The 13,506-nt window shown below is 55.7% G+C and carries 13 protein-coding genes; 9 read left to right on the top strand and 4 right to left on the bottom strand.

Translation table 11 applies throughout. The features are described 5' to 3' along the window. Positions 1–43: 43 nt before the first annotated feature. Entirely contained in the window at positions 44–808 is a 765-nt protein-coding gene (gene pdhR / locus AC4OVU_RS04390) for a pyruvate dehydrogenase complex transcriptional repressor PdhR (protein ID WP_015572686.1), read from the bottom strand. A 537-nt stretch (positions 809–1,345) separates the two neighbouring features. Here pdhR and aroP point away from each other — a divergent pair. From aroP to AC4OVU_RS04375, 3 genes are all read left to right on the top strand, one after another. After that, positions 1,346–2,716 carry an aromatic amino acid transporter AroP gene (aroP, locus tag AC4OVU_RS04385; protein WP_015572685.1) on the top strand — a complete coding sequence of 457 codons (1,371 nt, stop codon included), beginning with the start codon at positions 1,346–1,348 and terminating at the stop codon, positions 2,714–2,716. A gap of 164 nt (positions 2,717–2,880) precedes the next feature. Then, positions 2,881–4,278, top strand: a complete 1,398-nt coding sequence (locus tag AC4OVU_RS04380; protein WP_039271703.1) for a glycoside-pentoside-hexuronide (GPH):cation symporter — start codon at positions 2,881–2,883, stop codon at positions 4,276–4,278. A gap of 10 nt (positions 4,279–4,288) precedes the next feature. Further along, positions 4,289–5,239 carry a glycoside hydrolase family 43 protein gene (locus AC4OVU_RS04375; protein ID WP_047062347.1) on the top strand — a complete coding sequence of 317 codons (951 nt, stop codon included), beginning with the start codon at positions 4,289–4,291 and terminating at the stop codon, positions 5,237–5,239. 18 nt (positions 5,240–5,257) lie between these two features. On the opposite strand, the gene ampE is transcribed toward AC4OVU_RS04375, so the two are convergent. Together ampE and ampD are read right to left on the bottom strand one after the other, a co-directional pair. Further along, the gene (ampE, locus tag AC4OVU_RS04370; protein WP_003856320.1) at positions 5,258–6,112 is read right to left on the bottom strand and encodes a beta-lactamase regulator AmpE; all 855 of its coding nucleotides are present in this window, start codon (positions 6,110–6,112) and stop codon (positions 5,258–5,260) included. Further along, positions 6,109–6,672 (bottom strand): 1,6-anhydro-N-acetylmuramyl-L-alanine amidase AmpD, encoded by a 564-nt coding sequence (ampD, locus tag AC4OVU_RS04365; protein ID WP_017694507.1) that lies wholly within the window; start codon positions 6,670–6,672, stop codon positions 6,109–6,111. The genes ampE and ampD overlap by 4 nt, the downstream gene beginning before the upstream one ends. A gap of 87 nt (positions 6,673–6,759) precedes the next feature. On the opposite strand from ampD, the gene nadC reads away from it, so the two are divergent. The 4 genes from nadC to hofC all read left to right on the top strand — a co-directional run bounded on the left by nadC (position 6,760) and on the right by hofC (position 10,831). Beyond that, complete coding sequence (gene nadC / locus AC4OVU_RS04360; RefSeq protein ID WP_015572681.1) at positions 6,760–7,653, top strand: carboxylating nicotinate-nucleotide diphosphorylase; 894 nt, start codon at positions 6,760–6,762, stop codon at positions 7,651–7,653. 174 nt (positions 7,654–7,827) lie between these two features. Then, positions 7,828–8,265, top strand: coding sequence for a prepilin peptidase-dependent pilin (ppdD, locus tag AC4OVU_RS04355; RefSeq protein WP_015572680.1), 438 nt, complete (start codon positions 7,828–7,830; stop codon positions 8,263–8,265). 12 nt (positions 8,266–8,277) lie between these two features. Further along, the gene (gspE, locus tag AC4OVU_RS04350; protein WP_032670555.1) at positions 8,278–9,657 is read left to right on the top strand and encodes a type II secretion system protein GspE; all 1,380 of its coding nucleotides are present in this window, start codon (positions 8,278–8,280) and stop codon (positions 9,655–9,657) included. Beyond that, on the top strand, positions 9,647–10,831 hold the full coding sequence (hofC, locus tag AC4OVU_RS04345; RefSeq protein WP_017694511.1) for a protein transport protein HofC: 1,185 nt from the start codon (positions 9,647–9,649) through the stop codon (positions 10,829–10,831). Before gspE ends, hofC begins: the two co-directional genes overlap by 11 nt. A 33-nt stretch (positions 10,832–10,864) precedes the next feature. Here the strand turns inward: hofC and AC4OVU_RS04340 are convergent, their stop codons facing one another. After that, positions 10,865–11,908, bottom strand: coding sequence for a GMP reductase (locus tag AC4OVU_RS04340; protein ID WP_017383777.1), 1,044 nt, complete (start codon positions 11,906–11,908; stop codon positions 10,865–10,867). A 228-nt stretch (positions 11,909–12,136) separates the two neighbouring features. On the opposite strand from AC4OVU_RS04340, the gene coaE reads away from it, so the two are divergent. Further along, the gene (gene coaE, locus AC4OVU_RS04335) at positions 12,137–12,757 is read left to right on the top strand and encodes a dephospho-CoA kinase (RefSeq protein ID WP_015572677.1); all 621 of its coding nucleotides are present in this window, start codon (positions 12,137–12,139) and stop codon (positions 12,755–12,757) included. Next, a complete protein-coding gene (zapD, locus tag AC4OVU_RS04330; RefSeq protein WP_017383779.1) occupies positions 12,757–13,500 on the top strand; it encodes a cell division protein ZapD in 744 nt (247 codons plus the stop codon). The genes coaE and zapD overlap by 1 nt, the downstream gene beginning before the upstream one ends. Positions 13,501–13,506: the final 6 nt, after the last annotated feature.

Below are 13,506 nucleotides of genomic sequence, written 5' to 3'. Positions count from 1 at the left end.
CAGGTTCTGCGTTTAGTTGCCGCGCTCTAAAAGTACCTGGCGCTTAATCCTTTCGTTGCTGTATGCGGCGTAATGAACGTTCGCGACGCGATTGTTCACGGCTGCGGTCCAGCAAGATTTCCTCAATGAAAGCCAGATGGCGGTGCGACGCTTCGCGCGCCTGCTCCGGTTCCCCGGCCATTATCGCCTCGAATACTCGGGTGCGATGGTTGCTTACCAGCGGGAGCATCTCCCGACGGGCATACAACAATTCAAAATTCTGACGAACGTTCTGGGCCAGCATCGGCTCCATGCAGCGTAGCAGATGGAGGAGCACCACGTTGTGCGCCGCTTCGGTGACGGCAATTTGATACTGGACGACGGCATTGGACTCGGCGTCTAAATCGCCGGACTGCTGTGCCCGTTCAATGGCCTGATGCAGCTCGCGAATACGTACGCGGTCTTCATCAGTGCTGCGAAGGGCGGCGTAATAAGCCGCGATACCTTCCAGCGCGTGACGGGTCTCAAGCAGATCAAACTGGGATTCTGGGTGGTCAGAGAGAAGTTCTACCAGCGGGTCGCTGAAGCTCTGCCACAGGCTGTTTTGCACAAAGGTTCCGCCACCCTGGCGACGGAGCAACAGGCCCTTTGCTTCGAGACGTTGAATCGCCTCACGCAGAGAGGGGCGTGAAACGTCGAACTGTTTTGCCAGCTCGCGTTCTGGCGGGAGTTTCTCGCCCGGGCGCAGTGTCCCTTCGAGAATCAAAAACTCCAGCTGCTGCTCAATCACATCGGAAAGTTTTGGTTGGCGAATTTTGCTGTAGGCCATATTCCCTGTCTTACGCCTTTTTGCCCGGAGTCAATTGGTCTTACCAATTTCATGTTCGTATCGCTAAAGTAACAAAGTATTCACCTTCTGTCCATATTGGTTTTGATTGAAATCAGTAAACCCGGCACATTTTAACAACCTTACAGAACTAACGTTTCAGGAATGTAACTTTGCACAAATGAAATGGTTACTACCAAAGAGGCAGTTTTAACCATAATGAAACGAGGGTTTTTGCAATCTGAAGCGATTCAACAAGGCAAAAAATGAAAATTCGCCCTCTTCTGACGCATTTCTATTCTATAGGTTGGGGTATGAGGGGTTAACGTACCGATTTACAATTGGTTTCTTTTTATTCAAGTCGTCTTCATCCCTTCATAAAGCAGGTGCATTCGCTGGCGCTTACCACTATTCTTGCGCTAACGGAAGCCATCTCCGCTTTTTTCGGTATCGTTAACCGTAAAGAAATAAATACAGAATATGGACTTTCATAATTACACACGCACAGCGTGAACATAACAACCACACACGAGGTTTCAAATGGAAGCTCAACAGCATGGCGATCAGCTAAAGCGCGGCCTTAAAAACCGCCATATTCAGCTCATCGCCCTGGGCGGTGCTATTGGTACTGGCCTGTTTCTGGGCAGTGCATCGGTTATCCAGTCTGCCGGTCCGGGCATTATTCTGGGGTACGCGATTGCGGGTTTTATTGCATTTCTGATTATGCGCCAGTTAGGTGAAATGGTTGTTGAGGAGCCGGTCGCAGGCTCATTCAGCCACTTCGCCTATAAATACTGGGGCAGCTTCGCAGGTTTCGCCTCGGGGTGGAACTACTGGGTTCTGTACGTTCTGGTTGCCATGGCCGAGCTGACCGCCGTTGGGAAATACATTCAGTTCTGGTACCCGGAGATCCCCACCTGGGCGTCTGCGGCGGCCTTCTTCGTCATTATCAATGCCATTAACCTGACCAACGTAAAAGTGTTTGGTGAGATGGAGTTCTGGTTTGCCATCATCAAAGTGATTGCCGTTGTAGCGATGATCATCTTCGGCGGCTGGCTGCTGTTCAGCGGCAACGGCGGTCCGCAGGCCACCGTGCGCAACCTTTGGGAGCAAGGCGGGTTCCTGCCGCACGGCATGACCGGTCTGGTGATGATGATGGCAATAATCATGTTCTCCTTCGGCGGTCTGGAGCTGGTGGGCATCACCGCCGCGGAAGCCGACAACCCGGAGCAGAGCATCCCGAAAGCCACAAACCAGGTTATCTACCGTATTCTGATCTTCTATGTGGGCTCCCTGGCGGTCCTGCTCTCCCTGCTGCCATGGACGCGCGTGACGGCGGATACCAGCCCGTTTGTGCTCATCTTCCACGAGCTGGGCGACACCTTCGTGGCGAACGCGCTCAACGTCGTGGTGCTGACCGCCGCGCTCTCCGTTTATAACAGCTGCGTTTACTGCAACAGCCGTATGCTGTTCGGCCTGGCGCAACAGGGCAACGCACCGAAAGCGCTGCTTACCGTTGATAAGCGTGGCGTACCGGTTAATACCATCATCGTGTCGGCGGTCGTGACGGCGCTGTGCGTTCTGATTAACTACCTGGCACCGGAATCTGCCTTCGGTCTGCTGATGGCGCTGGTGGTTTCCGCGCTGGTGATTAACTGGGCGATGATTAGCCTCGCGCACATCAAGTTCCGCCGCGCCAAGCACCAGCAGGGCGTAACCACGCGCTTCCCTGCCCTGCTCTATCCGCTGGGGAACTGGGTTTGCCTGCTGTTCATGGCAGCTGTGCTGGTCATCATGCTCATCACCCCAGGCATGGCGATTTCCGTCTACCTGATCCCGGTCTGGATTGCGATCCTCGGCGTGGGCTATATGGTGAAACAGAAAAATGCCAAAACGGTGAAAGCGCACTAAGTGTTTTCTCGCTGTACTCGCGGTTGCGGGTACAGCGTCTTGTTACCTTCCTCACAAATTCGCGCCCACAGCAAAATCCTCCATATCACCGCCTTTATATTGCAACGCATATATTCGTTTGCCAGCGAATAATTCTCTCCATACCGAAACCCGGAGAGCTGTCGATGAATAACAACAAACTGTCAGTAAAAGAAAAGATCGGCTATGGCATGGGTGACGCCGGATGCAACATTATCTTTGGCGCCATCATGTTATTTGTTAACTACTTTTATACGGATATTTTTGGTCTGGCTCCTGCACTGGTTGGCGTTTTACTCCTGTCCGTACGCGTCATTGATGCCGTCACGGACCCAATTATGGGCGCGATTGCCGACCGTACCCGCAGCAAATATGGCCGGTTTCGTCCATGGCTGCTGTGGATTGCCTTCCCCTACGCGCTGTTCAGCATCCTGATGTTTACCACGCCTGACTGGAGCTATAACAGCAAAGTTATCTATGCCTTTGTCACCTACTTCCTGCTGTCGCTGACCTATACCGCCATCAACATTCCGTACTGCTCGCTCGGCGGCGTGATCACCAACGACCCGAAAGAGCGCGTTGCCTGCCAGTCCTACCGTTTTGTTATGGTTGGTATCGCCACGCTGCTGCTGTCGCTGACGCTCCTGCCGATGGCCGACTGGTTCGGTGGGGATAACAAAGCCAAAGGCTACCAGATGGCGATGACCGTGCTGGCGCTGATTGGTACCTGCATGTTCCTGTTCTGCTTCGCCACGGTGCGCGAGCGCGTGCGTCCGGCGGTGCAAACCCATGACGAACTGAAAAACGACCTGAAAGACGTGTGGAAGAACGACCAGTGGGTGCGGATCCTGCTGTTAACCCTGTGCAACGTCTGCCCTGGCTTTATCCGCATGGCGGCCACCATGTATTACGTCACCTGGGTCATGGGGCAAAGCACCCATTTCGCCACGCTGTTTATCAGCCTGGGCGTGGTCGGCATGATGTTCGGCAGTATGCTGGCGAAAGTGCTGACCGACCGCTGGTGTAAGCTGAAGGTCTTCTTCTGGACCAACATCGTGCTGGCGATTTTCTCAACCGCCTTTTACTTCTTCGACCCGAAAGCGACGACAACCATTGTCGTGCTCTACGTCCTGCTGAACATCCTGCACCAGATCCCGTCACCGCTGCACTGGTCGCTGATGGCCGACGTGGACGACTACGGTGAATGGAAAACCGGGAAACGCATCACCGGGATCAGCTTCTCCGGCAACATCTTCTTCCTGAAGCTGGGTCTGGCGATTGCCGGGGCAATGGTCGGCTTCCTGCTCTCCTGGTACGGCTACGACGCGGGCGCAAAAGCGCAGAGCGCGGACGCCATCAACGGGATCGTGCTGCTGTTTACCGTCATTCCCGGCATTGGATACTTAATTACCGCGGGCGTAGTACGTCTGCTGAAAGTGGACCGTGAGACCATGAAGCAGATCCAGTCCGATCTGGAAAAGCGTCGCACCAACTATCGCGAGCTGAACGATTATCAGGAACTCAAAGCCGCTGAGACTAAATAAGGAAAGCCGAATGCAAACCTGGCCAAACCCGTTTATTGAACAACGCGCCGACCCGTATATCCTGCGTCACGATGGGCAATATTACTTTATCGCCTCCGTACCAGAGTACGATCGGCTGGCGATCCGCCGCGCGGACTCGCTGGAAGGTTTACGCGATGCCGAAGAGGTGGTTGTCTGGCGCAAGCCCGACACCGGCCCGATGAGCCAGCTGATCTGGGCGCCGGAGCTGCATCATATCGACGGCAGGTGGTACATCTATTTTGCCGCCACGCATACCCAGGCGCTCGATCAGCTCGGGATGTTCCAGCATCGAATGTTTGCCATTGAATGCGCAGATCGCGATCCGCTTACCGGTACGTGGGTGGAAAAAGGGCAAATCAAAACCCCGTTTGACACCTTCGCGCTGGATGCCACCACCTTTGTTCATCAGGGTAAACGCTGGTATCTGTGGGCGCAAAAAGCTCCGGATATTTCCGGTAACTCCAATCTTTACCTGTGTGAAATGGAAAATCCGTGGACGCTGAAAGGCGAGCCGGTGATGCTCAGTAAACCGGAATATGACTGGGAGTGCCGTGGGTTCTGGGTCAACGAAGGCCCGGCGGTGCTGTTCCATGGCGATAAGCTGTTTATCAGCTATTCCGCCAGCGCCACCGACGAGAACTACTGCATGGGATTACTGTGGGCAGACCTGAATGCCGATCCGCAAAACCCGGCTAACTGGCATAAATCCCCGCGCCCGGTGTTCGTCACCAGCTACGAAAACCGTCAGTATGGGCCAGGCCATAACAGCTTTACGCAGACGCCGGAAGGCGAAGATGTGCTGGTCTACCACGCGCGAAACTACACTGCAATTGAAGGCGATCCGCTTTACGATCCCAATCGCCATACTCGCCTGAAACTCGTCCGCTGGAACGAAAACGGGATGCCTGACTTCGGCATCCCGCCTGCGGATACGCCGTAACAGCTTCGGCGCGCTGGCTTAGACCAGCGTGCCGTAAATCGTCAGCAGCGCCACAATCACCACCACCACAAAGGATGTTTTCTTCGCCATCGAGACGGCAGCTTTTGGCGTTGCGACTTTGTCCGTGTGCGGCTCACGCGCCAGCGAGAACTGTGCCAGTCGGGTTAAAACCTGATACTGCGAGGTATGGCGGTCTGCAAGGGAGACAAACCACGCGGGCAGCGCCTTTTCACCGTGACCGATGAGGGCATAGACCACGCCTACCAGACGCACCGGAAGCCAGTCGAGCACGTGCAGGATGGCATCAATGCCGGACTGTAGACGTTCATGCGGCGTAAGATAGCGGGCAAGCCAGGTCTGCCAGGCGCGCAGGAACGCATAACCCATCAGCAGTACCGGCCCCCAGGGTCCGCCCACCACGAACCAGAACAGCGGCGCCAGGTAGTAACGGAAGTTGATCCACAGCAGCGCGTTTTGCAGCTCCCGCAGAAACTCGCGTTCATCGCAGTCCGGCGGTACGCCGTGGATCATCGTCAGCTCGCTCGCCATCGCGCCGCGCGCGTGGGCATCATCCCGGGAAGCGGCTTTCAGATACGCGTGATAGTGCAAACGCACCTTGCCCGCGCCAATACACAGCACGCCGAGCAGGATCCACACCACCAGCAGCGGCACGTTGAAAAAGAGGCCGTAAAGCGAGCGCAGCAACAGGAACGTAATCGCCATCACGCCTGCCGCCATCAGCAACGTGCGCAGCATGGAAAAATGCCTGATGCGGCGGAATAACACCTCCAGCCGATGATCCAGATGCCAGTGCTCGCCGAGCTTAAATAGGCGTTCAGCGATCATAACCAGCAGCATGGTAAACAACGTCATGTTATCTCCTTATCTGACGACGTGGTAAGCATGGCGTGAAACCGGGACCAGTCAAACGCCGGGCCGGGGTCGGTTTTTCTTTCGGGGGCGATGTCGCTGTGCCCTGTAATATTGTCTGCAATGGCGGGATAGCGCCCGATTAACGTTTGCGTTACAGCAACCAGTTTCTCATATTGCGCATCGGTGTAAGGCGTGGTGTCCGTTCCTTCCAGTTCAATTCCAATGGAGAAATCATTGCACCGCTCGCGCCCCTGATACATCGACACGCCAGCATGCCAGGCTCGCTTATCAAAAGGAACATACTGAACCACTTCGCCATCACGACGGATCAGACAGTGCGCCGATACGCGCAGATGCGCAATCTCAGCAAAGAAGGGGTGGGCATCGGGATCTATCGTTCCAGTGAATAACGCATCGATCCACGGACCGCCAAACTCACCCGGCGGGAGACTAATATTGTGAACCACCAGCAGTGTGGGCTTTTCATCCTCCGGGCGGCAGTCGTGGTGCGGCGACGGTACATGCCGCGCGTCCACCAGCCATCCGTTTTCTAACAACATGCTGGAACTCCTTATCTATGGTGCTGTTACTCGGTTCAGAGTAGCATGTTTCAATATTATGATTCGTTACCAATTTGGAGTTTTATCATGCCGCCTCGCCGCTATAACCCCGACCACCGACGTGACGCGCTTCTGGAACGTATTAATAGTGATATCCCGGCAAGCGTTGCCCATGCCCTGAAAGAAGATCTCGGCGGCGACGTCAGCGCCGATAACGATATTACCGCCCAATTGTTGCCAAAAGAGACACGCTCGCATGCGGTGATCATCACCCGCGAAGCGGGGGTTTTCTGCGGCAAACGCTGGGTTGAGGAGGTCTTTACCCAGCTGGCAGGCGACGAGGTGCAGGTAACATGGCACGTTGAAGACGGTGATGCGGTCACGGCGAATCAGCCACTGTTCGAGCTGGACGGCCCGTCCCGCGTCTTGCTGACCGGTGAACGCACCGCGCTCAATTTTGTGCAAACGCTCTCTGGCGTTGCCAGTGAAGTACGCCGCTACGTTGACCTGCTGGCAGGCACCCGCACGCAGTTGCTGGATACCCGTAAAACCCTGCCGGGCCTGCGCACCGCGCTGAAATACGCGGTACTCTGCGGTGGCGGCGCCAACCATCGTCTGGGGCTATCCGATGCCTTCCTGATCAAAGAGAACCACATTATTGCCTCTGGCTCGGTGCGTCAGGCCGTGGAAAAAGCCTTCTGGCTACATCCGGATGTGCCGGTCGAAGTGGAAGTGGAAACGCTGGAGGAGCTGGACGAGGCCATTAAAGCGGGGGCTGACATCATCATGCTCGATAACTTCGACACGGAGCAGATGCGTGAAGCGGTCAAACGCACAAACGGCCAGGCGCAGCTTGAGGTGTCCGGCAACGTGACGTTCGACACCATCCGCGAATTTGCTGAAACCGGCGTCGATTACATCTCCGTTGGCGCCCTGACCAAGCACGTCCGCGCCCTCGACCTCTCGATGCGCTTCAAATAAATTAGCCTCCCCTCTCCGCCCGGAGAGGGGAAATACGAAACCGCTCGCAATTACGCTGTCCTTCTCTGCAACACTGAATCATTTCCCTGAAAGCCCCTTCACGTTCACGCTTTTGTCCCTCGTTTCTGCATGCTGGCACTGCCACAGTAGCGCCACTTAACGTAAGGAGCAGACATGAACAGACAACAAGGATTTACCCTGATTGAGCTAATGGTGGTCATTGGCATTATTGCCATCCTGAGCGCCATTGGCGTTCCGGCCTATCAGAACTACCTGCGAAAAGCGGCGCTCACCGATATGCTGCAAACGTTCATCCCCTACCGCACCGCCATTGAGCTTTGCGCCCTGGATCGTGGTGGTGTGGATAGCTGCGACGCAGGCACCAATGGCATCCCCTCCCCGACAACCACACGTTACGTTTCAGCGATGAGCGTGGCAAAGGGGGCCGTATCGTTAACAGGGCAGGAAAGCCTTAACGGACTTGAAGTGCTCATGACACCGATCTGGAGCGACGGTAACGGTATGACGGGCTGGACGCGTGACTGCAAAATTGCGTCCGACACGGCGCTCAGACAAGCCTGTGAAGATGTTTTCCGCTTCGACAACAACTGACAGGAGTGGACAATGAATACCGAACAGCTAATGACGCTCTGTCAGCGCCATCACGCACTGCTACTCGCAAGCGACACCGATATGATCAGCATTGCGGTGGTGGGTAATCCTGCCTCTGAGCTGATGGAAGCGTTACGCTTCGCCACGCAGAAGCGCATTGATATTGAGTGCTGGACGGCAGAACGGATGGAAAAACGGCTTCAGTCCGTCTCATCATCACACCTGCCGGGCATAGCGCCAAACTCAGCCGCTGACGTGCTCAGTACAACCTTGCAGCAGGCAGTAAACCAGCGGGCTTCTGACATCCATATTGAACCGACGGAGCACGGCTACCAGATCCGTTTGCGAATCGACGGTGTTCTCTACCCGCAACTGCCGATCTCTGCCACCCTCGGGACGACGCTTGCCGCACGCCTGAAGGTGCTGGGTCAACTGGATATTGCGGAGCGCCGGCTGCCGCAGGACGGCCAGTTTACGGTGGAGCTGGCAAGCGTCCCCGTCTCTTTTCGTATCGCAACCCTTCCCTGTAGCGGTGGAGAAAAAATCGTGCTTCGTCTGCTTCACCAGGTACAGCAGGCACTGGAGCTTGAACAGCTGGGGATGAGCGCAGACCAGCAGGCCCGTTTTGCCGGGGCGCTTAACAGCCCTCAGGGGTTGATTCTGGTCACCGGCCCGACCGGTAGCGGGAAAACAGTGACGCTGTACAGCGCGTTACAGGTGCGAAATACCCCTGACGTCAATATTTGCAGCGTGGAAGATCCCGTTGAAATCCCGCTTGCAGGCTTAAACCAGACGCAGATTAATCCGCGTGCGGGGCTGACCTTCCAGAGCGTGCTGCGTGCCCTGCTCAGGCAGGATCCTGACATCATTATGGTGGGTGAAATTCGTGACGGCGAAACGGCAGAAATTGCCATTAAGGCGGCGCAAACCGGACATCTGGTGCTGTCCACCCTCCATACTAATTCGACGACTGAAACGCTGGTACGGCTGCAACAGATGGGCGTCGCGCGCTGGATGATCTCTTCGGCGCTCTCGATGGTGATTGCCCAGCGACTGGTGCGCCGTTTATGTCCGTACTGCCGACAGGAAGCCAGCCGCCACACCGAATTACCCCGCACGCTGTGGCCCCGGCCGCTTCCTCGCTGGCAACCCACCGGCTGCGATCGCTGCTACCACGGTTTTTATGGTCGCGTAGCCATTTTTGAAGTGCTCGTCATCGACGACACGCTGCGGCAGGCCATCGCCAGCGGAGCAAGCACGGAGGTGATTGGGTCCAGCGCTCGTCAGGCGGGAATGACCTCTTTGTTTGAGCATGGCTGCATGGCCGTAGAACAAGGGCTGACCACGCTCGAAGAGCTGTTGCGCGTCCTGGGAATGCCCGATGGCTGCTAATTCGCTCTGGCGCTGGCGTGCCCTGAACACCGAGGGGGAGGTGCAAACCGGCACCCTCTGGGCCATCGACCGTGACGCAGCTTACACGGCTCTGGTGCTTAAACAACTGCACCCGCTGGCGCTAAAACGCTGTCAGCAGCGCCACCGATGGCAGGTGCAGCACTGCTACGATATTTTTCGCCAGCTCGCCACGCTGCTACAGGCTGGACTCACGCTATCCCAAAGCCTGCACATGCTGGCGGAACAGCATCCTTTGCAGCACTGGCAGGCGCTGCTGCACAGTCTTGCTGATGACCTGAGCGAAGGTTGCGCCCTGTCAGAGGCCATGAAGAAATGGCCAGAGGTGTTTAGCCCTCTTTATGTCTCAATGGTGAAGACGGGTGAGCTGACGGGTAAGCTCGAAGCCTGCTGCCGTCAGCTTGCGCAGCAACAAAAATCCCAGCAGCAGCTTAGTGCGAAGGTGAAGAAAGCGCTGCGCTATCCGCTGATCATCCTGACGCTGGCCGTTTTCGTGGTGCTGGCGATGGTCACGCTGGTTTTGCCTGAGTTTGCTGCAATCTACAAAACGTTCAACACCCCGCTCCCTTTGCTCACGCAGGCAGTCATGGGGCTGGCGGCCTTGGTTCAGGCGCATATCCTCACCCTTTTGACCCTGCTCGTGGCAATGGTTGTCATCGCCTGTAAGCTGCGGCGGCATCCACGCTGGCAGTATGTCTTGTTACACGTACCGGTGATGGGCACGCTGACGCGCGGGCAAAAACTGGGGCAGATTTTTACCGTGCTGTCATTAACCCAGCAGGCCGGAATTGCCTTTTTACAAGGACTGGAGAGTGTGGAGGAGACCGTTGAGAGGGGCTACTGGCAGGAGAAACTCCGTGAGATACGCAGCGATATCGAACAGGGGATGCCCGTGTGGTCCTCCTTCCAGAAGGCCTCTGTTTTTACGCCACTGTGTATTCAGCTCATTCGCACCGGAGAAGTGTCGGGTTCACTGGATGTGATGCTGATGAATCTGGCCCGCCACCATACGGAACAGACATTTCAGCAGGCAGACAATCTGGCAGCGCTTCTTGAGCCTTTGCTACTGGTCGTGACGGGTCTGATTATTGGCACGCTGGTGGTGGCAATGTATTTGCCGATTTTCCATCTGGGGGATGCAATGAGCGCGGGGTAATGCTGGCGCACGGACGCGCGCCAGCCGTAGCCGTCAGAGGCTATTAAATACGCGGTTTTCCTGCTCCTGAACGCGGATAAACGTCGTGCGTTTCGTCAGCTCTTTCAGGCGGGAAGCACCAACGTAGGTGCAGGCAGAACGCAGACCGCCGAGGATATCGCGCGCCGTGTTTTCGACCGGACCACGCAGTGGCAGCTTAACGGTTTTGCCTTCCGCCGCACGGTATTTCGCGACACCGCCCACGTGACGGGTCATCGCGGATTCAGAGCTCATTCCGTAGAACAGCATGAATTTCTCGCCGTTCTCTTCCACCACGGTACCGCCGCTCTCTTCGTGGCCTGCCAGCATGCCGCCGAGCATCACGAAATCCGCGCCGCCGCCGAAGGCTTTCGCGACATCGCCTGGCATGGTGCAGCCACCGTCGCTGATGATCTGGCCGCCCAGACCGTGCGCAGCGTCAGCGCATTCAATTACCGCAGACAGCTGCGGATAACCCACACCGGTTTTCACGCGCGTGGTGCAAACGGACCCCGGGCCAATGCCAACTTTCACAATGTCGGCCCCGGAGAGGATCAGCTCTTCACACATTTCACCGGTCACCACGTTGCCCGCGATGATGGTTTTGGTTGGCCAGGCCTCACGTGCCTTGCTGACGAACTGAACGAAATGCTCGGAATAACCATTTGCCACGTCAATGCAGACAAAATTCAGCGCTGGATTGGCGTTCAGGATCTGTTTGGTTTTCTCGAAATCTGCATCAGAGGTACCGGTCGAGACCATCACATGCTTCACCACGTCAGCCGAGGCGGAGGCGACAAACGCATCCCACTCTTCAGCGCTGTAGTGTTTGTGTACCGCAGTAAGGATGTCGAATTGCGCCAGTGCGGTAGCCATCTCGAAGGTTCCGACGGTGTCCATGTTGGCCGCGATAATCGGCACGCCAGACCACGTCTGACCGGAATGCTTAAAGGTGAATTGACGTTCGAGTTCAACGTCTGAGCGACTTTTCAGTGTAGAGCGTTTAGGGCGGATAAGAACGTCTTTGAAACCTAACTTCAGATCTTCTTCGATACGCATGTGCGGATTCCTGGGGTTAGAGGCAAATATATTAAAAGCACAACTCCAGTGACGCTATCATACGCACTAATACCTGCTCCGCAAGACTGCGAAATTCTCTTTTTTTACGCTACAATCCTATAAATTTACCTGGTAAAAAGCGGGTAAAGAGAGCTAAACATTGGCTGTTGTAAGTTTGAATTTTAAGCAACTGATTTTAAAACTGAATAATTCCCAGGATCTGATTTAATGGGGTATATCGTCGCATTAACCGGCGGCATCGGTAGTGGTAAAAGCACCGTTGCGCACGCGTTTGCTCGTCTCGGCATCACGATTATCGACGCCGATATCATTGCCCGTCAGGTGGTAGAACCCAATACACCCGCCTTAAACGCCATCGAAGCGCATTTTGGTCGCCCCGTGATACAGGCTGACGGCACCCTGAATCGTCGGCAGCTGCGTGAGTGCATATTTTCCGATCCAGCGGAAAAAGCCTGGCTTAATGCCCTGCTCCACCCCATTATCCACCAGGAAACTCAGCGTCAGATTGCCGCAGCCAGTTCGCCCTATGTGTTGTGGGTGGTCCCGTTACTGGTGGAAAATCAGCTTCAAAATAAAGCAGACAGAACACTGGTGATTGACGTTTCCCGCGAAACGCAAATCCAGAGAACCATGGCGCGTGACAATGTTTCTCGCGAGCATGCTGAACAAATTCTTGCCGCACAGGCCACGCGCGAAGCGCGCCTCGCCATTGCGGATGATGTTATTGATAATAACGGCGCACCAGATGCCATTGCATCGGATGTTGCTCGTCTGCACGCGCAGTATCTGACCTTCGCCGCGCAGGCCGTTGCACAGGAAAAACCATAATGTCGACTCATATCCTTTTTGAGCACCCGCTTAACGAAAAAATGCGTACCTGGCTACGCATAGAATTTCTTATTCAACAGCTTTCACAACATCTGCCTGTCAACGATCACGCCACGGCGCTGCATTTTTTCCGCAACGTGGGCGATCTGCTGGATGTGATTGAACGCGGCGACGTCCGCACTGAGCTGTTGAAAGAGCTGGAGCGCCAGCAGCGTAAATTACAGGCCTGGGCCGAAGTACCGGGCGTGGATCAAAGTCGAATTGACGCTTTACGCAAGCAGCTAAAAAACAGCAGCACGACCCTGATGGCCGCGCCGCGCGTTGGCCAGTTTTTACGAGAGGATCGTCTGATTGCGCTGGTGCGCCAGCGCCTGAGCATACCGGGCGGATGCTGTAGCTTTGACCTGCCAACGCTGCATATGTGGCTGCACATGCCGCAGGAACAGCGCGATCGCCAGGTGAACAGCTGGCTGGGCAGCCTGGAGCCGATGAATCAGACGTTATCCCTGATCCTCGATCTTGTGCGTAACTCGGCCCCGTTCCGCAAACAAACCAGTCTCAACGGTTTCTATCAGGATAACGGCGACGACGCCGATCTTCTGCGCCTGAACCTGTCTCTTGGCGAGCAGCTTTACCCGCAAATTTCCGGACATAAAAGCCGTTTCGCGATCCGCTTTATGCCGCTGGACAGTGAACATGGCACCGTGCCGGAACGCCTCGATTTTGAACTGGCCTGTTGTTAAGGAGTG

It is taken from the genome of Enterobacter sp. 6722112 (genome assembly GCF_058661685.1).
The sequence above is the reverse complement of the archived record's forward strand: the minus strand, read 5'-3'. Positions and strand labels throughout refer to the sequence as shown.

Coding starts and splice junctions, on each gene's coding strand:
- pdhR (WP_015572686.1), bottom strand. CDS start 808: ATGGCCTACAGCAAAATTCGCCAACCAAAACTTTCCGATGTGATTGAG.
- aroP (WP_015572685.1), top strand. CDS start 1,346: ATGGAAGCTCAACAGCATGGCGATCAGCTAAAGCGCGGCCTTAAAAAC.
- AC4OVU_RS04380 (WP_039271703.1), top strand. CDS start 2,881: ATGAATAACAACAAACTGTCAGTAAAAGAAAAGATCGGCTATGGCATG.
- AC4OVU_RS04375 (WP_047062347.1), top strand. CDS start 4,289: ATGCAAACCTGGCCAAACCCGTTTATTGAACAACGCGCCGACCCGTAT.
- ampE (WP_003856320.1), bottom strand. CDS start 6,112: ATGACGTTGTTTACCATGCTGCTGGTTATGATCGCTGAACGCCTATTT.
- ampD (WP_017694507.1), bottom strand. CDS start 6,672: ATGTTGTTAGAAAACGGATGGCTGGTGGACGCGCGGCATGTACCGTCG.
- nadC (WP_015572681.1), top strand. CDS start 6,760: ATGCCGCCTCGCCGCTATAACCCCGACCACCGACGTGACGCGCTTCTG.
- ppdD (WP_015572680.1), top strand. CDS start 7,828: ATGAACAGACAACAAGGATTTACCCTGATTGAGCTAATGGTGGTCATT.
- gspE (WP_032670555.1), top strand. CDS start 8,278: ATGAATACCGAACAGCTAATGACGCTCTGTCAGCGCCATCACGCACTG.
- hofC (WP_017694511.1), top strand. CDS start 9,647: ATGGCTGCTAATTCGCTCTGGCGCTGGCGTGCCCTGAACACCGAGGGG.
- AC4OVU_RS04340 (WP_017383777.1), bottom strand. CDS start 11,908: ATGCGTATCGAAGAAGATCTGAAGTTAGGTTTCAAAGACGTTCTTATC.
- coaE (WP_015572677.1), top strand. CDS start 12,137: ATGGGGTATATCGTCGCATTAACCGGCGGCATCGGTAGTGGTAAAAGC.
- zapD (WP_017383779.1), top strand. CDS start 12,757: ATGTCGACTCATATCCTTTTTGAGCACCCGCTTAACGAAAAAATGCGT.